The sequence below is a fragment of the Ancylomarina longa genome (assembly GCF_003996985.1).
Lineage (GTDB): Bacteria > Bacteroidota > Bacteroidia > Bacteroidales > Marinifilaceae > Ancylomarina_A > Ancylomarina_A longa.
Genome location: NZ_RJJX01000002.1, coordinates 250,623 through 276,655, shown reverse-complemented (window position 1 = coordinate 276,655; position 26,033 = coordinate 250,623). Strand labels below are relative to the sequence as shown.

Genomic DNA, 26,033 nt, shown 5'->3' with positions numbered 1-26,033 from the left:
ATAATGAAAAAAACAATCTTATTTCTGTTTGCTTTTTTAAGCATCACAGTATTGCAGGCACAAAAGAGCTTTACGCTGGAAGACATTACCCAAAAAGGCACTTTTCATGCTCGTTCGGTTTACGGATTGCGCTCGATGAATAGCGGGGAAAGCTACACCGTTTTAAAACACAGCATGCGAATTGAAAAATTCAGCTATGCAAGTGGCGAATTGGAGGAGATAATCTTCGATTTATCACAATTGGGAAGTGATAAAATCCAGCGAATCGACAGCTATCAATTCTCCGTAGACGAAAGAAAGATATTAATTGCCGGCAATCGCAAAAACATCTATCGACATTCTTTTTCAGCAGAATATTTCGTTTACGACCGCGATAAGAAAAGCTTGGAAGCTCTGTCAGGCGGAAGACAGCAATTGGCTGATTTTTCACCTTCCGGCAATAAGGTGTGTTTTTTCAGAGAGAATAATCTGTTTGTGAAAGATTTACAGAAGGGAAAGGAAATGCAAATCACTTTCGATGGTAAATACAATCATATTATTAATGGTGCTCCGGATTGGGTTTATGAAGAAGAATTTGCCTTCGCGCAAGGGTTTCAATGGGCTCCGGATGGAAAGCGCATTGCCTATATGCGCTTCGATGAGAGCAAGGTGAAACAGTTTAATATGACCATTTTTAAAGGGAGTCATCCCGAAAAGTTGGAGAATTCCTTGTATCCGGAGAATTATACCTTCAAATATCCCAAAGCAGGAGAGGAGAATGCTAAAGTAAGCGTTCATGTTTACGATTTGGATTCGGGAGATACAAAAACAATGGATGTAGGGAAAGAAAGCGATCAGTACATTCCGAGAATCAAGTGGACACAAAATCCTAAAGTGTTGAGTATTGTTAGAATGAATCGCCATCAAAACCATTATGAATTGTTATTGGCCAATGTGCTTACTGGAAATACACATTTACTTTACGAGGAAAAGAATAAGGCATGGATTGATATCAACGATGATTTAAGCTTTTTAAAAGATGGAAAGCATTTTATCCTGACAAGCGAGAAATCGGGCTTCAATCATATTTATTTGTATAATATGCAAGGTGAAGAAGTACGACAAATAACCAATGGCAATTGGGAAGTCACAAAATTTCTCGGATACGATGAGTTGAAGAAATTGTGCTATTATCAGGCTGCAGCCGTATCGCCCTTACAAAGAGAGATCTATGCTGTAGATATTAAAGGCAAGAAGGCTACTCTACTGAGTGAGAAAAAAGGAACGAACGAGGCTCGTTTCAGCAAAGGATTTAAGTATTATATTAATTATTATTCGAGCAATGGGCAACCCACTTTGGTGACTTTGCACAATGCCAAACAGGACTTGGTTCGCATATTGGAAGATAATTCTGATCTGCAAAAGAGAATGCAGGCATATACATTACCGAAGCGTGAATTTTTTAAATTTAAAACATCGGAAGGTGTGGAGCTGAATGCATGGATGATGAAGCCTGTGAATTTTGATGAGACAAAGGAATATCCTGCATTGTTAACGTTCTATGGAGGTCCGGGATCGCAAGAGGTTTTGGATCGTTACCGATTCGATTGGTTTGATTATTTGGCTCAGGAAGGTTTTGTTGTGGTATGTGTTGATAATCGGGGTACCGGAGGAAGAGGTGAAGCATTCAAAAAGTGCACCTACATGCAGATTCAAAATTTAGAAGCTATTGACCTGATTGAAACCGGTAAATATATGGCAAAGCTCCCTTTTATTTCGGAGGATAAAATTGGAGTTTACGGATGGAGTTTCGGTGGTCAAATGTCCTCTTTATGTATGTTTCGCGGCGCGGATGTTTTTGCTGCCGGAATTGCAGTAGCTCCGGTTACAACCTATCGCTATTACGATAGTATTTATTCTGAGAGATATTTAAGAACTCCACAGGAAAATCCTAAAGGATATGATGAATATGCACCAATCTATTTTGCAGATCAACTGAAAGGGAAATTTCTATTAATACATGGAACTGCTGATGATAATGTACACATGCAGAATTCTTTGGAGTTAGCCGAAGTATTGGTTCAACACAACAAACAATTTCGAATGCATTTATATACAAACAGGAACCATGGCATTTATGGCGGTCAAACCCGTTTGCATTTATTCACGATGATGACAGATTTTCTGAAAGAAAATTTATGATAGAATCAAACGAGTTATTTAGACAAGATTTTGTGTAAAGATTCTTGAGGAAAGATATATTAAAGCTTGTTTTATATTTACTTCCATCTAAATTTAAAGCATTGGAGATTACATTTTATTTAATTCTTTAAATAAATAGTATGCTTTGTTGTTCAGTTCGTTATGGGTGTTATTTAGAATATTTATGAAGAAAAAAAAGCAATTGGGAATCGTAGTATTTTGAAAAAAGAGGTTTTTTCCAATATATTTGTCGCATAGATTTGTCAACGTAATCAGATCGAAAGAGAGATTGTAAAAGTTCGTTGACAAAGTTAAAAACAAATGGGTCTTTAAAATATTTTTTAAGGTCGAACAAGTGAAAAAGAAATATGCAATTTAATTCAGTTATTATTATCAGCGTCATTATTCGCGTCCTTATTGGACATGAAACGAGGCTTTGCATATTTAAATAAACGAAATTAGTTTTACAAAATATCTTAAGCCTCTTCCGAAACGAAGGGGCTTTTTTTTGATCAGCTTATTGTATGTTATCATTTAAGGTAGTCATTATCGTCATTATTATTGCCATCGTCATTATTAGAATGAGGATAGGGGAAGACGTGCACACACAATAACTTCGAAACAAACGAAATTATAAGCGCTCTTCCGGACAGAAGGGCGCTTTTTTATTATAAAACTATTAACCACAATGTATAAAAATCAACTACGAAGCAATCAAACCACCCAAGGCCGAAGAATGGCCGGAGCCAGAAGTCTGTGGCGTGCAAACGGAATGAAAGAGGAAATGTTCGGGAAACCCGTAATTGCAGTAGTAAATTCATTCAGTCAGTTTGTACCAGGGCATGTTCACCTGCAAAATGTTGGACAATTAGTGAAAAAGGAAATTGAGAAAGCTGGTTTTTTTGCTGCCGAATTTAATACCATAGCAATAGATGATGGAATCGCCATGGGACACGATGGCATGTTATATTCCCTGCCATCCCGTGAAGTTATTGCTGATAGCGTGGAGTATGTGTGTAATGCTCACAAGGTAGATGCCATGATATGCATTTCCAATTGCGATAAAATTACGCCGGGAATGATGATGGCAGCCATGCGATTAAATATACCTGCTGTTTTTGTTTCGGGAGGTCCGATGGAAGCAGGAGAATCAAAAGGAGAAAAGCTGGATTTGGTGGATGCCATGGTAAAAGCCGGCGACGAAAGTATTAGCGATGAACGCCTACAGGAAATAGAGGAGTCTGCATGCCCGACTTGTGGAAGTTGTTCCGGGATGTTTACAGCTAATTCGATGAATTGTTTGAATGAAGCACTGGGATTGGCTTTGCCTGGGAATGGTACTTTACTCGCTACCCACAAAAATCGGGAAAAATTATTTTTAGATGCAGCCAAATGTATTGTTAACATCACAAATGCTTATTACAAAGATGGTGATGATAGAGTTCTACCCAGATCTATTGCATCTGCTGAAGCATTTAAAAATGCCATGACACTGGATATTGCCATGGGAGGATCAACCAATACCGTACTTCATTTATTGGCAATTGCCAATGAAGCCGAGGTGGATTTCAGCATGAAGGATATGGATGTGCTGTCACGCAGAACGCCAAACCTGTGTAAGGTCGCTCCAAATTCCAATAAATTTTATATCGAAGATGTGAATCGTGCCGGAGGTATCATGAGTATTCTTGGAGAACTTTCCAAAGGCGGATTACTAAATACGGAAGTTTACCGGGTGGATCAAATGAAACTGGATACAGCATTGAATTTGTATAGTTTAAGATCGGAAAATGTTTCGGATCAAGCTCTGGGAACCTATTATGCTGCACCAGGAAGAAGAGGGAGAAATTTAAGTCTCGCTTCTCAGAATGAAGTGTATATAGATTTAGATACCGATAGAAAAAATGGTTGTATTCGAAGCATGGAAAATGCATATACACAAGATGGTGGCTTAGCTGTCTTATTTGGAAATATTGCTCCCGACGGTTGTGTGGTGAAAACAGCAGGAGTACATGAGTCGGTCTTTGATTTTAAAGGAACAGCAAAAGTTTTTGAATCTCAAAGAGCCGCTTGTGAAGCCATTCTCTCTAAAAAGATTAATACCGGAGATGTGGTGGTTATTCGATATGAAGGACCTGCGGGAGGACCCGGAATGCAGGAAATGCTTTATCCAACTTCCTATCTAAAAGCAATGGGCTTGGGAGCCAAATGTGCCTTAATCACCGATGGACGATTTTCGGGCGGAACATCAGGCTTATCCATTGGGCATGTTTCACCGGAAGCTGCGGCAGGTGGCGCTATTGCTCTTATTAAGGAAGGAGATGTAATAGAGATTAGTATTCCGAAAAGAAGTATCAGAGTTTGTGTCTCTGAAGAGGAATTAGAAAGTAGAAGAAAAGCAGAAGAGGATTACGGAGAGGAGGCCTTTGTACCCAGAGGGCGCGATAGAAAAATCTCCAAAGCATTACAGGCATATGCCAAGTTGGTATCCTCGGCAGATAAAGGAGCTATTCGGGTACTTTAAGAAAGACAGAATTTTAAGAAGCTAATTCAGGGATATTATGGAAACAGCAACAAAAACAGAAAATATAGAACGGATGAAATATACTACCGAAAAAAATATATCGGGAGCAGAAATAATGGTTCGAAGTCTGATTCAGGAAGGTGTAGACAATATGTTCGGATACATTGGAGGAGCAATAATGCCTGTATATGATGCTTTGTATGATTATCAGGACGAGTTGAAGCATTTTATGTCGAGACATGAGCAAGGAGCGATGCATAGTGCGCAGGCTTATGCTCGCATCAGCAAAAAAGTTGGTGTTTGTTTTACGACTTCCGGTCCAGGAGCTACCAATGTAATTACAGGATTGGCAGATGCCTATTTGGATTCTACTCCTTTGGTAGTGATTACAGGGCAGGTAGGAAGTGGATTGCTTGGGACTGATGCTTTTCAGGAAACGAATATTGTTGGTGTTTCCATGCCGGTAACAAAATGGAATTACCAGATTACCCGAGCTGATGAAATAGCCGAGATAATGGCAAAGGCATTTTATATAGCACGATCTGGCCGTCCGGGGCCGGTATTGATAGACATTACTAAAAATGCTCAGATTCTTAAAGCAGACTATCATTATAAGAAGTGCGAAGGAATTCGTTCCTATCAGCCAATGCCAAAATTAAATAAGACCGAGATTGAAGCTGCTGCGGCATTGATTAATAGTGCTAAAAAACCACTGTTGTTAGCAGGACAAGGAATATTGTTGTCAGGTGCTGAAGACGAACTTCTTGAGTTTGTGGAGAAAACACAAGTGCCGGTGGCATGTACTTTATTAGGTTTATCGGCTTTTCCTACCAATCATCCTTTGTATGTTGGAATGTTGGGAATGCACGGAAATTATGCTCCTAACATGAATACCAATGAATGTGATGTATTGATAGCTGTTGGTATGCGTTTCGATGATCGGGTTACCGGAGATACCTCAAAATATGCACGACAAGCAAAAATTATTCATATCGATATCGATCGATCAGAACACAATAAGAATATTGTTGTAGATGTACCTGTTTTAGCAGATGCTAAAGATGCATTAAAAGCACTAAACAAGGTAGTTTCCGGGGAATACAGGACGGCTTGGATGAAGAGCTTTAAGGACTATTATCAGATTGAATTTGATAAGGTGATTAAAAAGCAGGCCTATGCAAAGAGTGATCAAATTAATATGGCGGAGGTGATTCGCATCCTGTCGGAACAAACAAAAGGGGAGGCTGTACTATGTACGGATGTGGGGCAGCACCAAATGACCAGTGCTCGTTATTACGGATTTAAAAGACCGAATACGCAGATTACTTCGGGCGGATTGGGAACAATGGGATTTGGTCTTCCGGCTGCTATTGGAGCTCAGGTTGGTGATAGGAATGCAACTGTTGTTTCCGTTTCGGGGGATGGTGGTTTTCAAATGACTTTGCAGGAATTAGCGGTTATTAAGCAATATCATTTACCTGTAAAGGCAATATTGCTGAATAATTCATTTTTAGGAATGGTGCGCCAATGGCAGGATTTATTCTTTGATCAAAGATTTTCAAATACACAATTGGAGAATCCTGATTTTGTGAAGATTGTAGAAGGATACGGAATTCAAGCCAAAAGAGTAAGCTCAAGAGATGATTTAGAAACAGCCATTCAGGAAATGCTGGATAGTCCGGAAGCTTATTTTTTGGAGGTTGTAGTGGAAACAGAAAGCAATGTGTTACCGATGATAGCTCCGGGAGCTGCGGTTTCAGATATGCGGCTTGAATAAAATTGAAAAACGTATTCGGGCAATTCAGAAGGATTTCCCATCTCATCAATCAGATTTAAAAATTATGAAAGAATATACGATTACCATTTTTTCAGAAAACGACATAGGCTTATTAAATGAAGTGACGATCGTTTTCTCGCGTCGGAAAATAAATATAGAAAGTTTGACCGTTTCCGAATCAGAAGTAAAAGGCGTTTCCCGATATACAATCGTTGCATTTGTTGCAGATAATCGAATCGAGAATGTGGTGCGCCAGTTGGAGAAAATAATTGGTGTTTTTAAGGCACTTTATTTTGAGGCTGATCAAATTGTACACCAGGAAGTAGCCTTATTTAAAATTGCTAATTCAACGAAGCTAAATGGCAATTTAGAAAATCTGGTGAGAACAAGAAATGCAAAAATTCTTTCGGTAAATCCAGATTTCTTAGTGATTGAAAAAGTTGGATATAAAGCCGATAATCAGGAGTTGTTTAATGAATTAGAGCAGTATGGTGTGTTACAATTTGCTCGTTCAGGACGTGTGGCAGTTTCTTGCCAAAAGAGAGAATTTACGAGCTATCTAAAAGAATTAACGAATTAATTAACCAAAATAAAAAAATAAAAAATGGCAACAATAAACTTTGGAGGGGTTGAAGAACAAGTAGTAACCCGTGAAGAATTTCCTTTGGAAAAAGCCCGAGAAGTACTAAAAGAGGAAACTATTGCAGTTATCGGTTATGGAGTTCAGGGCCCTGGTCAATCTTTAAATTTAAAAGATAATGGATTTAATGTGATTGTGGGGCAACGTAAAGATTCTAAGACCTGGGATAAAGCTGTAGCAGATGGTTGGGTTCCAGGAGAAACACTTTTTGAAATCGAAGAAGCTTTGGAAAAGGCAACGATCATACAATATCTATTATCGGATGCCGGACAAATTGCCGTTTGGCCAACCGTTAAAAAGCATCTAACTCCCGGGAAAACTTTGTATTTCTCTCATGGATTTGGAATTACTTATAAGGAGCGTACTGGTATTATTCCCCCTAAAGATGTGGATGTGATCTTGATAGCTCCAAAAGGATCAGGAACTAGTTTGAGAAGAATGTTTTTGGAAGGTAGAGGCTTGAACTCCTCCTATGCAATTTTTCAGGATGCTACCGGCAAGGCCTTTGATCGTGTGGTTGCTTTGGGAATTGGTGTTGGATCAGGTTATTTGTTTGAGACAACTTTTAAACGTGAGGTGTATTCCGATCTTACAGGTGAAAGAGGTACTTTGATGGGTTGTATTCAAGGAATTTTTGCTGCTCAATACGAAGTCTTGAGAGCTAATGGACACTCTCCATCCGAAGCCTTTAATGAAACCATAGAGGAATTAACCCAAAGTTTGATGCCTTTGGTTGCAGAAAATGGAATGGATTGGATGTATGCCAATACATCAACAACCGCCCAACGCGGAGCTTTGGATTGGTGGAAACCATTCCGTGATGCTACCAAGCCGGTTTTCGAAAAATTGTATGGCGAAGTAGAAGCAGGTAACGAAGCGCAAAGATCTATCGATTCGAATAGCGAAAGCGATTATCGTGTCAAATTAGATAACGAATTAAAAGAGCTTCGCGAAAGTGAAATGTGGCGAGCAGGTTCAGCTGTTCGTAAGTTGCGTCCTGAAAATAACTAAGAATAGGAAAAGGAAATCGAATTGGAGATTACTTCAATTCGATTTTCCTCCTTTTCCCGTAAATACTTGCATGTTAGAAGTCGTACTGGAATTGTTTGGATATCCCATTTTATAGGACAGGTGATGTTGTGTAATATTCAGGTGTTTAGTGATTTAGTTATTGTTTTTGTCTGTATGAAATGCGGAAGTAAGGTTTTGAATATCGTAGTGGAGTTGCATAAATTGTTTGATCCCAAACGCTTTAGTTTCTAGGTTTGTTCTGGCTTAGTAATAGCTCTAATTCTCACAGAATTAATGGAATTAAATCAGAATAATAAAAATCATACAAATGAAAATTGGTTCTAGCCTTATTGGTATTATTCTAATTATTGACCTCTTTATTGGAGGATCAAATTGGAAGACCGTATGCTAATCTGACACGCAAAAGATGCAAGTACATGGTTCTTCCGAAAATAGGGAGAACTTTTTTTTGTCGATAGAGCTAGTAACATTTCACGTACAAAAGACTAAAAACATGAGTGATAAATTATTTATTTTCGATACCACATTACGAGACGGAGAACAGGTTCCGGGATGCCAGTTGAACACAATCGAAAAGATTGAAGTTGCCAGAACTTTGGAAGCATTAGGAGTGGATGTCATTGAAGCAGGATTTCCTGTTTCCAGTCCCGGAGATTTTCAATCGGTCGTCGAAATTGCCAAGGCAGTAAGCAATCCAACTATTTGTGCTCTAACCCGCGCAGTTGAGAAAGATATTGATGTTGCTGCTGAGGCATTAAAGTTTGCCAAAAGAGGTAGAATTCATACCGGTATCGGAACCTCGCCATATCATATCAAATACAAACTGAATTCCAATCCTGACGAAATTTTGGAGCGAGCAGTTCGAGCAGTAAAGTATGCCAAGCGTTATGTGGAAGATGTTGAGTTTTATGCCGAAGATGCCGGTAGATCGGATAATGAATACCTTGCTAGAGTGGTTCAGGCTGTGATTGCTGCTGGAGCAACGGTTATTAATATTCCGGATACAACAGGATATTGCCTTCCCGCCGACTATGGTGCGAAAATCAAATATTTAATGGAACATGTTTCCAATGTTCATAAGGCAATCTTATCAACGCATTGCCACAATGATTTGGGAATGGCAACAGCCAACTCTTTAAGTGGGGTGATAAATGGAGCCCGACAAGTAGAGGTTACCATTAATGGTATTGGGGAAAGAGCTGGTAATACTTCATTGGAAGAAGTTGTGATGGCTGTAAAAACACATCACGATTTACCATTATATACCGATATAAATACAAAGGGTATTCACAATGCCAGTCGATTGGTTTCATCCCTTATGAACATGCCGGTTCAGCCCAATAAAGCTATTGTTGGTAGAAATGCTTTCGCACATTCATCGGGAATTCATCAGGATGGAGTACTAAAAAATAGAGAAAACTACGAGATTATTGATCCTGTGGAAGTGGGTATTCAGGAATCAGCAATTGTACTTACCGCGAGAAGTGGTCGTGCCGCTTTGAATCATCATTTAAATCAGTTGGGATATGAATTGTCGAAGGACCAACTGGATGATGTGTACAATCGGTTCTTGGTAATGGCAGATAAGAAAAAGAATGTTACCGAGGAAGATTTAGCTGAATTAATGGGCGATAGCAATGATATGGAGAAAGCCGTTGAATTGAAACTTCTTCAGGTAGTATCTGGAAAATCAACTATTCCTATGGCTACGGTTCACCTTAAAATAAAAGGAGAAAGTTGTGCTGCTACTGCAGAAGGAAATGGTCCAATTGATGCTTGTTTTAATGCTGTGAAAAAACTGATTAAGCAGAAATTTACTTTAGGTGAATTTTTAGTGCAGGCATTAACCCGCGGAAGTGATGATTTGGGAAAAGTACATGTTCAGCTGGAACATAAAGGTAAAGTTTACTACGGCTTTGGTGCTAATATTGATATTATCACAGCTTCTGTGGAGGCTTTGGTGAATGCATTATCTAAAATCGTGTAAATCAGAATAGATATAAGCAGTTAATTGAAAACGTTTATGCCATTAAATGATTTTCACTTTAAATAATATTGAAATATAAAAAATGGAACCAAAAACACTATTTGATAAAGTCTGGGATGCACATGTGGTTGAGGAAATTGAAGGCGGCCCAAGTGTCTTGTATATCGATAAACATCTGATACACGAGGTAACCAGTCCACAAGCATTTACCGGTTTAGAACAGCGGGGATTGAAAGTATTTCGTCCTGAAAAAACAATCGCAACACCAGACCACAATATTCCTACTGAGAATCAGCACCTAACCATTAAGGATGAATTATCCAGAAAACAGGTAGAAACTTTAACGGCGAATTGTAAGAAAAATAATATTTCCCTTTATGGTTTACTTCATCCTTACAATGGGATCGTTCATGTGGTTGGCCCGGAATTGGGACATACTCAACCGGGGATGACAGTAGTTTGCGGAGACAGCCATACTTCAACACACGGAGCCTTTGGCGCTGTGGCTTTTGGGATTGGTACTTCGGAAGTGGAAATGGTTTTAGCTACACAATGCGTGTTGCAACCAAAACCTAAAAAAATGAGGATTACCATTGATGGAGACTTGCAAAAAGGAGTTACTGCAAAAGATCTTACCCTTTATGTGATTTCTCAATTGGGTACTGGTGGCGCAACTGGATATTTTGTGGAATATGCCGGTAGTGCAGTTCGAAGCTTGAGTATGGAAGGGCGAATGACTGTTTGCAATATGAGTATCGAAATGGGTGCTCGTGGCGGTATGATTGCTCCGGATGAAGTTACTTTTGAGTATGTGAAAGGAAGGGAGTTTGCTCCCAAAGGAAAGGATTGGGATACCGCTCTTGCCAAATGGGAAGAACTAAAATCAGACGAGGCTGCCGTCTTTGATAGGGAATATAATTTTAAAGCTTCGGATATAGAGCCAATGTTAACTTATGGAACAAATCCGGGTATGGGAACTGGTATCACAGGTAATATTCCCAATGCTGAAAATGTTGTTGCTACTGAATTACCCAGCTTTAAAAAATCCTTAGAATATATGGGTTTTGGATTGGGAGATAAGCTAATAGGTAAGAAAGTGGATTATGTATTTGTAGGAAGCTGTACGAATGGAAGAATTGAAGATTTAAGGATGCTTGCATCGGTAGTGAAAGGTAGAAAAAAAGCTGATTCGGTTACTGCATGGATAGTTCCTGGCTCCAAACAAGTAGAGAAACAAGCGCAGCAGGAAGGATTGATTGAGATATTGGAAGAGGCCGGATTTAAATTGCGTCAACCGGGATGTTCTGCTTGTTTGGCAATGAATGATGATAAAATTCCAGCAGGAAAATACAGCGTTTCCACTTCCAATAGAAATTTTGAAGGAAGACAAGGTCCGGGAGCAAGAACTTTATTAGCGAGCCCGCTAACTGCTGCTGCTGCCGCAGTGACAGGAGTCATTACTGATCCCAGAGACTTGTTTTAAATTGTGGAAATATTATTAATTCAATCTAAGAACAAACAGAAAATTTAAATATTATGCCAATAGATAAATTTAGAATATTGGAATCGACCTATGTTCCGCTACCAGCAGAAAATGTCGATACAGACCAGATAATACCTGCAAGATTTTTAAAGGCAACTGACCGGGAAGGATTTGGAGAAAATCTCTTTCGCGATTGGCGTTATGCTGCTGACGGAACTCCTAATAATGATTTTGTGCTTAACAAATCCGAGTATAGTGGAAAAATATTAGTGGGTGGTAAAAATTTCGGAAGTGGATCTTCGAGAGAGCATGCTGCCTGGGCTATTCACGATTACGGTTTTAAAGTGGTGGTTAGTAGTTTTTTTGCAGATATATTCAAAAATAATGCACTCAATAATGGAGTGTTGCCAGTTACGGTTTCCTCCGAATTTCTAATTAAAATATTTCAAGCTGTCGAGAAAGATGGCAAACAGAAATTAGTGATTGATTTGCAGAATCAAAGTATCCGTTTAAACGGACATGTGGAAATATTTGAAATCAATTCCTATAAGAAAAACTGTCTGCTTAATGGATTTGATGACATCGATTATCTTTTAAACAAGAAAGATAAGATAGAAGCTTTTGAAGCATAAAATAAATCACACATTTTAAATTAAAATGAACGAACTGCGTAGCTTAGAAATAATGGATACCACCCTTAGGGATGGAGAACAGACTTCAGGGGTTAGCTTTAATGCTGAAGAGAAACTGGGACTGGCAAAATTGATGTTGCAGTCTTTAAAAGTGGATCGGATGGAAGTTGCTTCGGCAAGAGTGTCAGAAGGAGAATTTCAAGCAGTACGGCGAATTACCAAATGGGCAGAGGAGAATAACTGTCTGGATAAAATAGAAGTCCTGGGATTTATTGATGGAAAGGCATCCTTAGATTGGATTTATTCCAGTGGAGCTCGCGTGGTGAATCTTCTGGCAAAGGGTTCTTTAAAACATTTACAAGGACAATTGCGAAAAACACCTCAACAGCATGTCAGAGATATAAAAGAGGCAATTGCCTATGCTTCTGAATTAGGGATAAAAGTGAATCTTTATCTTGAAGATTGGTCTAATGGTATGCATGCTTCCAGAGATTACGTTTGGTTTCTTTTAGATGAATTACATCAGGAGAATATTCAGCGATTTATGCTTCCGGATACTTTGGGGGTGATGAATCAGGTGCAGGCATTTGATTTCTGCTATGCCTGTCGGGAGAGATACCCCAATTTGCATTTTGATTTTCATGCGCACAATGATTATGATTTGGCATTGGCGAATGTGTATTCTGCTGTTTTAGCAGGAATGGATGGCATTCATACTACCGTGAACGGACTAGGTGAAAGAGCCGGAAATGCACCTCTTGCCTCTGTGGTGGGAGTAGTGAAAGACCATTTATCCCGAAAAATAAATGTTAATGAGTCCAAGATAAATACCGTTAGTAGAATGGTGGAAACTTTCTCTGGTGTTAGGATTCCATCGAACAAACCATTGGTTGGGGAAAATGTTTTTACCCAGACCTGTGGGGTGCATGCCGATGGTGATACCAAAGACGATCTATATTTTAATAGATTAATGCCGGAGCGTTTTGGTCGTGAGCGAAAATATGCTTTGGGAAAGACATCGGGTAAAGCAAATATCAAAAAGAATTTGGAAGAATTGGGTATGACTCTGGAAGAGGATACCATGAGAAAAGTGACGCAGCGTGTAATTGAGCTGGGGGATAAAAAGGAAAGGGTAACCACCGAGGATCTTCCTTTTATCGTTTCGGATGTGCTAAATCAGGAGATGATAGAAATGCCCATCCAAATCAAGCATTATTCCTTATCCCTTTCAAAGGGAATGCGACCTGTCGCCTCTATTAATATGGAGATTAATGGTGTTATGCACGAAGGCACCTCCTCTGGTGACGGGCAATATGATGCTTTTATGAAAGCTGTCTGGAGTGTGTACGATAGTTTGGACAGAGAACGTCCGGTATTAACAGATTACCTGGTACGAATTCCTCCCGGAGGAAAAACAGATGCTTTGGTAGAGTCTGTCATTACCTGGGATTATAATGGAAAAGAATTTAAAACACGAGGTTTAGATCCCGACCAGGTAGAAGCTGCTATTAAGGCAACATCGCGAATGTTGAATATTATGGAAGAGCAAAATAGTGTGAAAAACATCAAATTAAAAACGGAATAAAAAGATACAATGACTTATAAAATTGCAGTATTGTCCGGCGATGGTATCGGACCGGAAATCGTAAAGCAAGCCAGAATAGTTATCGAGGCTGTTGCTAAAAAGTTTGGACATGATTTTGAATTCACCGAAGCCCTTGTAGGAGCTGTTGCCATCGAAGAGGTGGGAGATCCCTATCCGGCAGAAACTCATCAGCTATGTATGAATTCTGATGCGGTGTTATTTGGTGCAATTGGGCATCCCAGATTCGATAACGACCCTTCTGCAAAAGTTCGTCCTGAACAAGGCCTGTTGGCCATGCGTAAGCAATTGGGATTGTATGCCAATCTTCGTCCTGTAAATACCTTCAAGTCATTAATACATAAATCACCTTTGAAAACGGAATTGGTGGATGGAGCAGATTTTATGTGTATTCGGGAATTGACAGGAGGAATCTATTTTGGTCGTCCACAGGGGAGAACCGAGGATGGAAAAACAGCTTATGATACCTGTGTGTATACTGCTGACGAAATTGAGCGTATTGTACGCCTTGGATTTGAGTATGCAGGCAAGCGTAGAAAAAAGCTCACTATTGTGGATAAGGCAAACGTCTTGGCATCCTCGCGATTGTGGCGGGAAGTAGCACAGAAAATTGAACCTGAATTCCCGGATATAGAGGTGGAATATATGTTTGTAGATAATGCTGCTATGCAAATTATTACCTGGCCAAAACGATTTGATGTGATGGTAACAGAGAATATGTTTGGAGATATATTAACCGATGAGGCCAGTGTTATTTCTGGTTCCATGGGAATGCTTCCTTCGGCATCTATCGGTATTCATACTTCTGTTTTTGAACCAATTCATGGTTCGTATCCACAGGCTGCCGGTAAGAATATTGCCAATCCTTGTGCTACGGTACTTTCTGCGGCAATGATGTTTGAGTATGCCTTTGGAATGATGGACGAAGGTGCATTAATTCGTAAAGCAGTTGATGAATCATTGGAAGCAGGAATTGTAACAGAAGATATTGCCGACGGAAACAAGGCTTATTCTACTTCAGAAGTAGGAGAGTGGTTGACTGATTTTATTCAGAATGCTTAATTTACACATCAATTAATAAAGCGAAAAGCCTGAAGGTACTTGATACTTTCAGGCTTTTTAACTGCTTGGAATAGTTTTCTTACCCCATTAATATTCTCATGATAAATCCATACATGGCTCCTTTGCCTTTGGTGTATTTACTGTGATTTATAGCTCCGTAATGTCCGGCATCTTTTTCTACTCTCAGAAAAATAGGGTTTAGTTGTTTCTCCCTATTTTGCAGTCGTGCCACAAATTTATAGGAATGAAAAGGAGGAACCCGATCGTCATTTTCTGAGGTCATCACCAACATCGCTGGATAATTCACTTCCTCTTTAATATTGTGTAAGGGAGAGTAGCTTCTTAAATTCAAAAAATCTACCGAATCCCGAACTGTACCAAATTCATCGGTATGGAAGTTACCCACTGTATAATCCTCGAAATGTATCATATCCATAACACCAACAACAGGAACCACCGCTGCGTATAAATCAGGGCGTTGAATAGCTGCCGCCGCAACAATTAATCCTCCATGCGAGCCTCCCGTTGAAGCTAGTTTCTTGGGATTGGTATATTTTTCTTTAATCAGAAATTCTGCGGCAGCATTAAAGTCATCAATAGAATTTTGCTTGTGCAGGCCTTTGCCAGCCTTAGCCCATTCTTTACCCAGATCTCCTCCACCACGAATATTAGCAAAGGCATAAATACCACCTTGCTCAATAAAGTAGACAATACCCGGATCAAAGGAAGGGGTTGAAATCGCACCAAATCCTCCGTAGGCTTTCAACAGACACGGATTATTGCCATTTAGTTTCAATCCCTTTTTATAAACTATTGTCATGGGTACATTAATGCTGTCGTTTACCGGATAGCTGATGGATTTGTATTCATAGTTTTGAAAGTAAAAAGTGACTTTAGTAGTTTTTCCAGGTTTGCGTTGAAAGGTTTTTGTATTAAAATGATAGCACAGGGAAGGGGTCGTATATTGCTGATTGTAGAAGATTAAATCTTCATCGTCTATTTCACCACTGAATCCATTTACCGAACTGGCTTCAGGTAGCTCAAGTTGATACAAGGCATGAGCTTGATAATCAAAAATCTTAACAATAGGGTGTTGATTGCTCTGGTAAATACAAATCAATCTATCCTGTTTCACCTTGCAGATTAGCAACACACCATCTTGTAATTCAGGAACAACTTGGCGCCATTGGTAAGGAGCATAAGGATCAATTTCAACAATAGATCCCCCATTATTGTCCTTGAAAGTTCTGCAAATTAGTTTTCCATTATGGCTGTCGAGGACATTAAATTTAGATTTTTGCTTCATCAATAAAGGACGAAGATAAGGCTGTTTGGCCGAGTAATCGATAAAAAAATAGTTGTAGTAGTTGGGAGTTTCTTCCTGTAAAACAAAGAATTGTTCATCGGAAGTAGTCCGGAAAGAAAATTGCGCATTCGGACTTTTGCGTTTAAATATCAATTTATCTTGTGCCTGCTCATCTCCTAATTTGTGATAATATACTTCCTCTCCAAATGCAGCTTTAAATTCACCCTCGTACGGATATTTGGAGTAAAAGAATCCATCATTCATCCAGGCTATGGAGGAATATTTAATTCCAAGAATATGATCTCTTTTTCTGGTGCCAGAAGGCAAGCTTACTACTCTTGCTTCCCTCCAGTCTGTTCCATTGCGATTGATGAGGTAGCATAAATATTTTGAGTCTCTGGAGACAGCATAGGACTGGATGTCCACTTTATCATTTTTAGTATTGAAATTAGGATCTACAAGCGGATAGTCCACCTCTTCGGGATCATCCCCCATATAAAGAACAGGACTTGCTAATTTATTCCGATAGTAAAATGTGAAATAATATTTTCCACTTTTTACAGGATGGGAGGAACGAATATAGGAATACTTGTCAATAAGAGTTTTACAAGCGTATTTTGAAGAAGCTCTGTTGGTGAATTTATCCGACAGATTTTCCTCCTCCTTTATCCATTCTCTCACTTTAGTGTCGTGTACATTTTCCAACCATCGGTAGTTTTCTGTTACTGTGTAAGCATTAAAAAAAGTATCGGTAACAGCATGTTTCGGGCATACCGGATATTCTGGTCTTTGGGCAATGGTATCTGAAAAAGAAAAATAGAGGAACAGAAGGATTAGTAATTGTTTCATGATTTTGACAATTGAGATTAGTGATAATATTTTTAAAAAAAATTAGGGGTGTTTTTTAGAATTAGGAGTACAATATTTAGTTTGGATACAAATGGAATCATAATAAATAGTAATATTCAAATATAGAAAATATTATTTGATAATGATAATTCAAATTATTACATATTATTTTTAGGGATGATAATCAGGAAATACCTTAGGAAAAAGCTTTTTATATGCTGAATATCCTATTTGTTTTAGATAGATGGAGATTTATTTTATTTTTACAGGTCGTTTGACCCCAAAGTCCACTTACTATGCTGCGAATTCTTATTTTATCCTTTCTTATCTGCCTCGGTAACACTACGATTTCCGAAGCACAGAATGATACTTTGGCACAACAATTCGAGAAGACCAATAGGTATTTACATCTGAAGGATAGTATTATCCGGCAAAAAAAACTGGATATAAATGTCTTTAGGGATTCTCTGAAAATTGCTAATCCAAAGAATAAAAAAGAGGAGTTCCGATTATTGCTTCAGCTAAGCAAGCAATACGAGTATTTTGTTTACGATTCAGCTTTTCAGTATGCCAATAGAGCCATAAACATAGCATATCAACTCAAGGATGAAGAGAAGATTGCGGAGGCAAAAACCCGCCTTTCTTTGATTCTGCTTCTGAAAGGTTTGTATAAGGAAACTATTGATAGTTTGCAAAGTATTAATCCCTATGTGTTACAAGCGAAAAAGCGAGTAGAATTTTATTCGGTAGCTTATCGCGCTTATTACGATTTATCGAATTCACGATGGGGATATTTTGCACCAAAATATCTGAAGATTGGTAATTCCTATGTGCGAAAAATTGAGGAGGAGGGCGATCCTGATTCCTTCGACTATTTATTGGCTCGGGCTTTAAAAAGCCTCAATAATCTGGAGAATGATAAGGCCATTAACTTGTATAAAGAATTGGTATATCATCACAATTTGAACCCACATCAGGCAGCGATTAGTAATTGTGGCTTGGGAATAGCTTATATCCGTTTACATGAAAAGGAAAAGGCTAAATATCATTTACTAAAAGCTGCAGTTGGCGACATTCAGTCGGTAACAATGGAAACCCTTGCAGCTAAGGTTTTAGCCGAAGTATTATTTCACGAAGGAGATCTGGAAAAAGCGAATAAGTTTATTGCCGAAGCCCAAAAAGATGCAGGTTATTATGGAAGTAATGCCCGTCGTCTCGAGATTTCCTATATCAAACCAGATATTGAGGCGGCTGTATTAAAGAAAGTGGTGAAAGAAAAAGATCTGGTCCTTTCTGTATCCATAATTGTATCCTTGCTTACGCTGATCATTGTGGCATTTGCAATTATAATTTACAGGCAATTGCGGGAGTTGCGAAAAGCCAGAAAGGTGATAATGGAAAGCAATCGCAGTCTGCGGCAAGTGAATGATCAGCTTAGGGAAGTGAGTAAGATTAAGGAGGAATATGTTGGGTATTACTTTAATTTCAGCTCACAGTTTATCGAGAGGATGGATGCCATGAGAAAGGCAATATCCCGGCAGTTGCTCACCAAACAGTACGATACCATCGAACACGAATTGCGACAATACAATGCTAAAAAAGAACGTCAAAACTTATTTCAGGATTTCGATCGCATTTTCCTAAAACTATTTCCTGATTTCGTCAATCGCTATAATCTCCTTTTCGAGGATAAAGATAGAATTCAATTGAAGGATTCCAATTGCTTGAACACAGATTTAAGAATCTTTGCCTTGATACGCTTGGGTATTATCGACAATGAAAAAATTGCCAGTATTCTCAACTTTTCGGTAAATACTATCTATACCTATAAAACCAAAATTAAGAACCGATCTTTAGTTCCAAATGAGGATTTTGATAGCAAAATCATGGAAATAAAATCGGTATAAGGAGAACTTCAATAATACTCACCGATTCTGTTGAGGAAAGAAAGTCGGAAAGCATCCAACTATGCATTGGTAGCAAAAAGGAGTAATTCGCGACGGTATGAGAGGTGTGTTAAGTTAAATTACGATTTTATTTAATAGTCGAATTCAGCCTAATAATCTCACTCCGGAACTATTTCCCATCTTTATTTGATCTATATTTTTCATCTTCTAAAATAAACCTAAATATCGCTTTATTAAGGCTTTGTGTATTGATATCTGTGGATATCATCTATATATTCCATTAGTATTTAGCAATTGCCTTCCGCCTGTTGTTTCTTTGAATACAGTTAACCGTTATTCGTGAACAATACAGACATATTAAAAATCAAATTATAGACAAATGAAAATCAAATCAATTCTTTTTGCATTTATCGGACTCGCCATTTTGATGGCATCCTGTGCAAAAAGTAAGACTACGGCAAAAGTGGAATCTCCTGATGGAAAAATAGGTGTTGAAGTTGATATGATCGACGGACAAGCCAGCTATCAGGTAGTATTTAATGGAAAAACAGTAATCGATACCTCTAAATTGGGTTTCGAATTTAAAAACCTGCCCGCCATCGAAAAAGGATGGAAGATTGTAGATGCAAAAAACACAAGCAGTAATTCTACCTGGGAGATGCCTTGGGGCGAAAAGCGAGTAGTAACCGATCATTACAATGAATTGAGTTTGGCATTGGAAGAACAAAAAGCACCAAACAGGAAAATGAATTTGGTATTTAAGGTATATAACGATGGTCTTGGTTTTCGATACGAATTTCCCGAACAAAAGGCAATGAAAGAAGTCATTATTACCGATGAGAATACACAATTTAATCTAACTGGCGATCATCAGGTTTGGTGGATTCCAGGCGATTGGGATATCTACGAGCATTTGTATCATACCACAAAATTTACGGGAATTGATGCCAGAAAATATGAGAAAAATAAAAACTTAGCTCAAACTAATATTCCCTATAATGCTGTAAATACACCGGTGACTATGAAAACTGCGGCTGGTATTTATTTAAGCTTTCATGAGGCCAACCTTACCGATTATGCAGGAATGACCTTAAAGATTGATAAGGAACATTTGATGATGCAGAGCGAATTGGTAGGCTCCGACATTACAGGATATAAGGTGAAGAGAAGCCTGCCTTTCCACACACCATGGAGAACCATTCAGATTGCTGATCATGCGGGAGGCTTAATTGAATCCGACTTGATCGTAAACCTAAACGAACCCAACAAAATTGGATCGGTAGATTATTTCAAACCCATGAAATATGTAGGTATCTGGTGGGATATGCACTTGGGAAATAAAACCTGGGATTATGGTGGATCTCAGGATATGAATACTGCAACGGGTCTGAAACCAAATGGTAGGCACGGCGCAACTACTGCTTATGCTAAAAAGCTGATCGATTTTGCATCTGAGAACGGATTGGGAGGCATTTTAGTGGAAGGCTGGAATACCGGTTGGGAACATTGGATTGGTTTTGAGGACAGAGAAGGCGTTTTCGATTTTGTGACTCCTTATCCCGATTACGATTTAAAAGAAGTGGTTCGTTATGGTAAATCAAAAGGAGTGGAGCTGATTATGCATCACGAAACTTCGGCTGCACCAAGAACCTACAATCAGCAAATGGATACCGCATATCATTTGATGAACTCCTTGGGGATTCACGCCGTTAAAACGGGATATGTTGGTAAGATTATTCCGAAAGGGGAGTATCACCACGGACAATGGATGGTAAATAATTACCGACGCGCTTTAGAGATGGGTGCCAAGTATAAAGTGGCTGTGGATGCGCACGAGCCGATTAAAGCTACCGGATTGCGAAGAACCTATCCGAATGCCATCTCCCGCGAAGGCTTGCGAGGACAGGAATTTAATGCATGGTCGAGTGACGGTGGTAATCCTCCTGAGCATCTTTCTATTGTAGCTTTTACCCGTATGCTTGCCGGTCCTATTGATTTTACTCCTGGTATCTTTAATATCAAGCTGAAGCCATACAAAAAAAATAATCAGGTGAATACCACCCTGGCGCAGCAATTGGCTTTGTATGTGGTAATCAATAGCCCCATTCAAATGGTTCCTGATCTAATGCAATATTACAAGGGAAACGATGCTTTTCAATTTATCAGAGATGTACCGGTTACCTGGGAAACTACGAAGGTATTGAATGGGGAAATTGGCGATTTTGTTACCATTGCCCGTCAGGACAGAGCTTCGGATAATTGGTTTGTAGGATCTATTACCGACGAAAATGCACGTGATATGGATATCAGTCTTGATTTCTTGCCAGCAGGAAAAAAATATATGGCAACAATGTATTTAGATGGTAAAACTGCGCATTGGGATAAAAATCCAACCGCTTATCAGATCATTAAAAAGGAAGTTGATACTACTTCTCATTTAAAATATCACCTGGCAGCAGGTGGTGGAGCTGCCATAAGTATCATGGAAATGAAATAGCAGCCTTGATTTTTTTATAGTTTGGCAATCCCGATGAAGATTTAGGCTTCATCGGGATTTTTTTATAGCTAGTCTTTATTCGTCGCTTTTTAAAACTAAAGCATTTTTACACCACTAACAGGTGGGGTATTTTAGAAATAAAAAAACATCCCAGACGCATTGTCTGGGATGTCTTCATGCTTAGTTGTAAATAATTGTATGTAGATCTGAGTAATACAATTCAAATTTCAAACCTTTCATCGCCGGATTCTTACCTACTATCGGCTTCCGGGGCCGATCATCGGAGAAATACCCCCTTTCATCGGCATTTTGAACCTTCTATCGGGTAAATGACCCCTTCTATCGGCATTTTGGGCCTCCTATCGGGTAAATGATCAATCATCGCAAGGGTTTCAGGCGGTTTGTCCTTATCTTAATTTCAGGAGTTTCTCTCTCTAATTTTTCGGGAATAGTCACTCGAATACAATTTTACTTTATCCTCCTCTTTCCAGAAGGCGTATTTACCGTAATCGCGAATTTCGTCTACAGCTTGCTTTAAATAAGTGTAGGCACGATCGCGCAGTTCTTTCTCTAGTTTGCCGGCATCCTTTCTAATGCCATTTACTTCCCCTAATAAGGATAATAGGCTATTTGACATTGTTATTGCAAGATCTAATTTCTGCATGTCGAAATTTATTGCTTCTAATGCTTCTTTATTGGCTTTACCCAAGGAGGCATAGTCTTTTAAATCCTGTATTAAATCGGCGTGTCCGCTTCCTTCTGCAATACGGTTAACTTGTGTTGTTAATTTGTGCTCATTTCTAAAGGCAAATCGAAAAGAATGCAGTAGTTCTGCTTGTAATTCGTAAGCTTTTTCCGACTCCTTTTTCCATTCTTCCAGAGTAATTTCTTTTCCATTGTAAACGGTCATCCACGCTGCTTGACAATCCTGTAAAAAGGTGATTCGGGGCAGCAAATCTTCAATTAAAGTTGTGTTTAATCCGCTTTCTACCAGTGTTTCTTTGTCATCTTTGGCGAAGTGGTAAAGGTTCTCTGCTTCTAAAATTACAATATCCACAGGAATGGTTGGAGTAATTTTCTGTTCATCAGGGATACCAAGAACTTTGTCTTTAATTGTTGGGGCAGTTGTTGTATCTGTCATACTTTAGGGTTTTGTGATTGGGGGTTACCAATCGGGTTATAAATTTATTTTAACGAGTATGAAGTTAAATGAAATGATACAATAATGCAATATATAAATGCGAAAAAGTTAAATAAAATACATTCCTTATTTAACTCACAGAAAATGTACGACTTAAGATAATTGCAGATGTGAACTTTACTTAAATTAAGTATGTCCTACAACATAAAAAAGACATTTCGTCCTTCGTTTTACCGAAATTTGAAATGCCTGGTTTTAAATAAACTAATCAGAACACAGATGACACGGATCTTGCGGATCATTACAGATAAAAAGAATATGTGTTATTTGCGTTATCCGCGTTCCATTTTCTGATTTAAGCATTATTCCTCATCGCTTAATAGCATTAAGAAATGTGCAGCCGACCATGAGAAATGATTTGCATTTAGTCCTTTACCCGTTAGTGGATGGTAATTTTCTCTGATAGGAGCATCCTCCAACAGTCCTTCGGCGTGCTGTAGTAAATTTTCACTTAAAGCATCCGCATCCTTTTTAAATCCATAGTTTTGGAGTCCTTTAATACCAAAATAAGCCTGATCGATCCAAACCGGACCTCTCCAATATCCCTTTAAGGGATTGAATTTGGCATGATCTGCAGCTAAAGTAGGGAAGGGCATATAGCTTGCAAATTTTGTGCTATCCACAAGAATATTTCGAACGGCAGCAGCCTGTTTTTTACTTGCGATTTTGGTGTATAGGGGAATCCAACCTTCGGCTCCTTGCTGAATGGTTAAAAGTTTTCCTGTCTCTAAGGCTCTATCGTAGAAAAATCCTGTTTGCTCATCCCAGAATTTGGTGGCAATTTGCTGTTTTAGACTTTTTGCCTGTTCCTGATAAGTGTTTGCTTCAGCTGTTTTGTCCAGCAGCAAGGCCAGAGCTGCCAATTGGTTTTTTTCTGCATACAAATAGGCATTTAAATCCACCGATTCCTGATTCATCGACCAGGCGTGAGCATTATTTTTCAGCATTTTAGCATCATCAAAACGCACGGCATTGTCCATTCCACTTTCCCATTTTGCTGCTATTAAAGTGCCATCTGTAGAGCCATACTCGCACAAACCATTCCTGTCGTGATCGCGATTCTGATACCACCAGTTATGATATTTCACCAGTTTGGGATACATCTCTTTCACAAAATCCAGATCATGTGTTTCCTGATAAATTTGCAGTACTGCCCAAGCGGCTAAAGGAGCTTTGGTATCGCGCCAGTTGTTCTCCGAGGCATCGAAATAAATACAATCGGCCACCATTCCCATTTTATCCTGATAATCGAATAGGGAGCGAATATTGCTTTTTGCCAATTGAGGTTGAAAGTGTGCCAAAGCAACCGCTTGTTTCCAGCTATCCCACGACCAAAATCCATAAAAGCCCTGATAGGCTGCTGATGGAAAAACGCCATCGTGTTTTAAATCTCCGGCAGCAGAACGCCAATTGGTAAGCAGTGTCTCCACACATTTAACTGCAAGTTTTCGGTTCTCTGCTTTGCGCAGGAGTGGATTCTTACTCTCTAATGCCTTACTCAAATATCCGTTCCATCGAATTTTATTGGCGCTAAACAAGCTATCGCTTTGTGCGAAGTAATCCGAAATCTGATTGCTTTCTAAGGATGCTTCTTCAGGATTAAAATAATAGGAATGAAGCAGCTTTAGCTTCCTGGCTTCACCTGCTGGCAGGTCTATTGGTTTTTTTACGATCAGATGATAGGATCGCCGATCTGCCGAGATCATCACATCCTCTTCTTTATTCGTTTGAATCAGAAAATGCTTTTTCCCATTTTCGAAATCTACCTGAATTCCGTTGGGGCACTCAGAAAATTGTAATCCTTTTGCGAAGAGCCTACCTTTCCAACCCGTAAAAATGCTGGCATTCGTATCTTTTTTGTTGAGAATAGTGGTCTCTATCAGGCTCGTTCTGTTGCTTACAAATATCAATCTAAGTTGGATACGCCAATCTTTCAACTCCAGATTTTGTTGCAGTCTGCCCGGCAGGTAAAGCATTTCTGCTTTGGCTTTGCTCAGGTCAATGGCTTCCATTGTTGCAGCATCGGTTAGTTCCAGCTGACTAACACATTTACCCAACCATTGTCCCCACATTTTCATGCACAGAGGTCCCGAAAAACCACCATAGTATTCCGTACTATCTTTAGGAGGTAAAGCGTAGCCATGCCATGCTCCCAAATCGGAAAATCCAAAGGGCTTTAAATCGAACTGAGATGCCGGAATTCCCTGTATATTGAGGATGTTGGGGAAGGAGTTTTGCAGATCTTTTGCTTTTTCCACTTTAGGTTGGCAGCTACTCCACACAAGAAAGGTGATGAGAAGTAAGGTGAGGTTTTTAGATGTCATTTTATAGCTTGTGTTAATCTTGTTTTAGTTCCCCCCCCCCCTTTTTGGGGAGGTTTTTGATTATCCATTTTTCGCCCATTGCATAGGCGGTTATTCATGTATAGCCACTTCGTGGCATTTTTTATTAGCTGAAGCAATAAATTCTATTGCTATGTTACTTTATTTTGTGTTTTAGTTCGTCTGTCTTCAGGGATGATTTTTGTTATTGATATTATCGCCCATGGTATAGGCGGTTATTCATGTTTAGCCACTTCGTGGCATTTTTTATTAGCTGAAGCAATAAATTCTATTGCTATGTTATTTTGTGTTTTAGTTCATCCGTCTTCAGGGATGATTTTCGTTATTGATCTTACCGCCCATTGCATAGGCGGTTATTCATGTATAGCCACTTTGTGGCATTTTTTATTGATTGAAGCAATAGCTTCTATTTCGTTTTAGCCCTGAAAGGGTTTGATTTTAATAACCGTCCATGAAATGGACGGAGGATAAATAAGTGAAGCATTTCCCCGAAGGGGGTAAATTACTTCAAGAAGTAACGTTCGTCAATATCAATTCCCTCAGATTCAAGAAGTCTTCTAAATTCCTTTGAAAAAGATTCGGTTTGATGATGGTTTTGTTGATTTTTAATATAGTTAAGGACATCATCCTTATCACCATATGAGACCGTTAATGCAGCATATCCATCTGCCCAACCTTTAAAGTCGCTAAATTCAGTTTGTTGTTTTAGCCATACCGAAGAAGATGTTTTTATTTCTCTCATGAAATCAGCTAGTGAGATACTGGGATGTAAATCAGATAAAATATGAATATGATCTTGCATTCCATTTATTCTATATAAATGACATCCTTTTTGTTTAATTATTCCGAATATATAGGCAAATAATTTTTCGATATGGCTTAACGGCAGGATTTTCCCACTCTTTTTTGTTCTAAAGATGATATGATAATATATTTGTCGGTAACTGCTCATAATAAGAGGTTTTAGTTCACCCCCTTTCGGGGATGATTTTCGTAATTGATCTTACCGC

17 protein-coding genes are annotated in these 26,033 nt (G+C 38.9%); 13 read left to right on the top strand and 4 right to left on the bottom strand.

The window, feature by feature from the left end; genetic code table 11:
• The first annotated feature begins 3 nt into the window (after positions 1 to 3).
• From DLK05_RS03220 to leuB, 11 genes are all read left to right on the top strand, one after another.
• Positions 4 to 2,181, top strand: coding sequence for a S9 family peptidase (locus DLK05_RS03220; protein WP_127342537.1), 2,178 nt, complete (start codon positions 4 to 6; stop codon positions 2,179 to 2,181).
• A 688-nt stretch (positions 2,182 to 2,869) separates the two neighbouring features.
• The gene (ilvD, locus tag DLK05_RS03215) at positions 2,870 to 4,705 is read left to right on the top strand and encodes a dihydroxy-acid dehydratase (RefSeq protein WP_127342536.1); all 1,836 of its coding nucleotides are present in this window, start codon (positions 2,870 to 2,872) and stop codon (positions 4,703 to 4,705) included.
• Between the two features lie 37 nt (positions 4,706 to 4,742).
• Entirely contained in the window at positions 4,743 to 6,482 is a 1,740-nt protein-coding gene (gene ilvB, locus DLK05_RS03210) for a biosynthetic-type acetolactate synthase large subunit (protein ID WP_127342535.1), read from the top strand.
• Positions 6,475 to 7,062, top strand: coding sequence for an acetolactate synthase small subunit (gene ilvN, locus DLK05_RS03205; RefSeq protein WP_235831944.1), 588 nt, complete (start codon positions 6,475 to 6,477; stop codon positions 7,060 to 7,062). The genes ilvB and ilvN overlap by 8 nt, the downstream gene beginning before the upstream one ends.
• Before the next feature lie 24 nt (positions 7,063 to 7,086).
• A complete protein-coding gene (gene ilvC, locus DLK05_RS03200) occupies positions 7,087 to 8,133 on the top strand; it encodes a ketol-acid reductoisomerase (RefSeq protein ID WP_127342534.1) in 1,047 nt (348 codons plus the stop codon).
• 21 nt (positions 8,134 to 8,154) lie between these two features.
• Positions 8,155 to 8,385, top strand: coding sequence for a hypothetical protein (locus tag DLK05_RS03195; RefSeq protein ID WP_127342533.1), 231 nt, complete (start codon positions 8,155 to 8,157; stop codon positions 8,383 to 8,385).
• Between the two features lie 262 nt (positions 8,386 to 8,647).
• A complete protein-coding gene (locus tag DLK05_RS03190; protein WP_127342532.1) occupies positions 8,648 to 10,141 on the top strand; it encodes a 2-isopropylmalate synthase in 1,494 nt (497 codons plus the stop codon).
• A gap of 82 nt (positions 10,142 to 10,223) precedes the next feature.
• Positions 10,224 to 11,624: a 3-isopropylmalate dehydratase large subunit gene (gene leuC / locus DLK05_RS03185; protein ID WP_127342531.1), complete on the top strand. Its 1,401-nt coding sequence runs from the start codon at positions 10,224 to 10,226 to the stop codon at positions 11,622 to 11,624.
• Positions 11,625 to 11,677: 53 nt separating this feature from the next.
• Positions 11,678 to 12,256, top strand: a complete 579-nt coding sequence (gene leuD / locus DLK05_RS03180) for a 3-isopropylmalate dehydratase small subunit (RefSeq protein ID WP_127342530.1) — start codon at positions 11,678 to 11,680, stop codon at positions 12,254 to 12,256.
• Between the two features lie 25 nt (positions 12,257 to 12,281).
• A complete protein-coding gene (locus DLK05_RS03175) occupies positions 12,282 to 13,841 on the top strand; it encodes a hydroxymethylglutaryl-CoA lyase-like TIM-barrel protein (protein WP_209319682.1) in 1,560 nt (519 codons plus the stop codon).
• Positions 13,842 to 13,850: 9 nt separating this feature from the next.
• Positions 13,851 to 14,921 (top strand): 3-isopropylmalate dehydrogenase, encoded by a 1,071-nt coding sequence (leuB, locus tag DLK05_RS03170; RefSeq protein WP_127342529.1) that lies wholly within the window; start codon positions 13,851 to 13,853, stop codon positions 14,919 to 14,921.
• A 79-nt stretch (positions 14,922 to 15,000) separates the two neighbouring features.
• On the opposite strand, the gene DLK05_RS03165 is transcribed toward leuB, so the two are convergent.
• On the bottom strand, positions 15,001 to 17,076 hold the full coding sequence (locus DLK05_RS03165; protein WP_127342528.1) for a prolyl oligopeptidase family serine peptidase: 2,076 nt from the start codon (positions 17,074 to 17,076) through the stop codon (positions 15,001 to 15,003).
• A 296-nt stretch (positions 17,077 to 17,372) separates the two neighbouring features.
• On the opposite strand from DLK05_RS03165, the gene susR reads away from it, so the two are divergent.
• A complete protein-coding gene (susR, locus tag DLK05_RS03160) occupies positions 17,373 to 18,983 on the top strand; it encodes a SusR family glycan utilization regulator (RefSeq protein ID WP_127342527.1) in 1,611 nt (536 codons plus the stop codon).
• 379 nt (positions 18,984 to 19,362) lie between these two features.
• Positions 19,363 to 21,480, top strand: a complete 2,118-nt coding sequence (locus tag DLK05_RS03155) for a glycoside hydrolase family 97 protein (RefSeq protein ID WP_127342526.1) — start codon at positions 19,363 to 19,365, stop codon at positions 21,478 to 21,480.
• Positions 21,481 to 21,898: 418 nt separating this feature from the next.
• On the opposite strand, the gene DLK05_RS03150 is transcribed toward DLK05_RS03155, so the two are convergent.
• From DLK05_RS03150 to tnpA, 3 genes are all read right to left on the bottom strand, one after another.
• A complete protein-coding gene (locus DLK05_RS03150) occupies positions 21,899 to 22,621 on the bottom strand; it encodes a hypothetical protein (protein ID WP_127342525.1) in 723 nt (240 codons plus the stop codon).
• A 362-nt stretch (positions 22,622 to 22,983) separates the two neighbouring features.
• Positions 22,984 to 25,005 carry an MGH1-like glycoside hydrolase domain-containing protein gene (locus tag DLK05_RS03145; protein WP_127342524.1) on the bottom strand — a complete coding sequence of 674 codons (2,022 nt, stop codon included), beginning with the start codon at positions 25,003 to 25,005 and terminating at the stop codon, positions 22,984 to 22,986.
• Positions 25,006 to 25,525: 520 nt separating this feature from the next.
• Positions 25,526 to 25,975, bottom strand: coding sequence for an IS200/IS605 family transposase (gene tnpA / locus DLK05_RS03140; RefSeq protein WP_127342523.1), 450 nt, complete (start codon positions 25,973 to 25,975; stop codon positions 25,526 to 25,528).
• Positions 25,976 to 26,033 lie beyond the last annotated feature (58 nt).

Excerpts from the sequence above, each read along its gene's own strand:
- DLK05_RS03220 (WP_127342537.1), top strand. The coding sequence starts at position 4 with ATGAAAAAAACAATCTTATTTCTGTTTGCTTTTTTAAGCATCACAGTA.
- susR (WP_127342527.1), top strand. The coding sequence starts at position 17,373 with ATGCTGCGAATTCTTATTTTATCCTTTCTTATCTGCCTCGGTAACACT.
- leuB (WP_127342529.1), top strand. The coding sequence starts at position 13,851 with ATGACTTATAAAATTGCAGTATTGTCCGGCGATGGTATCGGACCGGAA.
- DLK05_RS03190 (WP_127342532.1), top strand. The coding sequence starts at position 8,648 with ATGAGTGATAAATTATTTATTTTCGATACCACATTACGAGACGGAGAA.
- DLK05_RS03145 (WP_127342524.1), bottom strand. The coding sequence starts at position 25,005 with ATGACATCTAAAAACCTCACCTTACTTCTCATCACCTTTCTTGTGTGG.
- DLK05_RS03155 (WP_127342526.1), top strand. The coding sequence starts at position 19,363 with ATGAAAATCAAATCAATTCTTTTTGCATTTATCGGACTCGCCATTTTG.
- ilvD (WP_127342536.1), top strand. The coding sequence starts at position 2,870 with ATGTATAAAAATCAACTACGAAGCAATCAAACCACCCAAGGCCGAAGA.
- tnpA (WP_127342523.1), bottom strand. The coding sequence starts at position 25,975 with ATGAGCAGTTACCGACAAATATATTATCATATCATCTTTAGAACAAAA.
- ilvB (WP_127342535.1), top strand. The coding sequence starts at position 4,743 with ATGGAAACAGCAACAAAAACAGAAAATATAGAACGGATGAAATATACT.
- DLK05_RS03150 (WP_127342525.1), bottom strand. The coding sequence starts at position 22,621 with ATGACAGATACAACAACTGCCCCAACAATTAAAGACAAAGTTCTTGGT.
- ilvC (WP_127342534.1), top strand. The coding sequence starts at position 7,087 with ATGGCAACAATAAACTTTGGAGGGGTTGAAGAACAAGTAGTAACCCGT.
- DLK05_RS03165 (WP_127342528.1), bottom strand. The coding sequence starts at position 17,076 with ATGAAACAATTACTAATCCTTCTGTTCCTCTATTTTTCTTTTTCAGAT.
- leuD (WP_127342530.1), top strand. The coding sequence starts at position 11,678 with ATGCCAATAGATAAATTTAGAATATTGGAATCGACCTATGTTCCGCTA.
- DLK05_RS03175 (WP_209319682.1), top strand. The coding sequence starts at position 12,282 with ATGAACGAACTGCGTAGCTTAGAAATAATGGATACCACCCTTAGGGAT.
- leuC (WP_127342531.1), top strand. The coding sequence starts at position 10,224 with ATGGAACCAAAAACACTATTTGATAAAGTCTGGGATGCACATGTGGTT.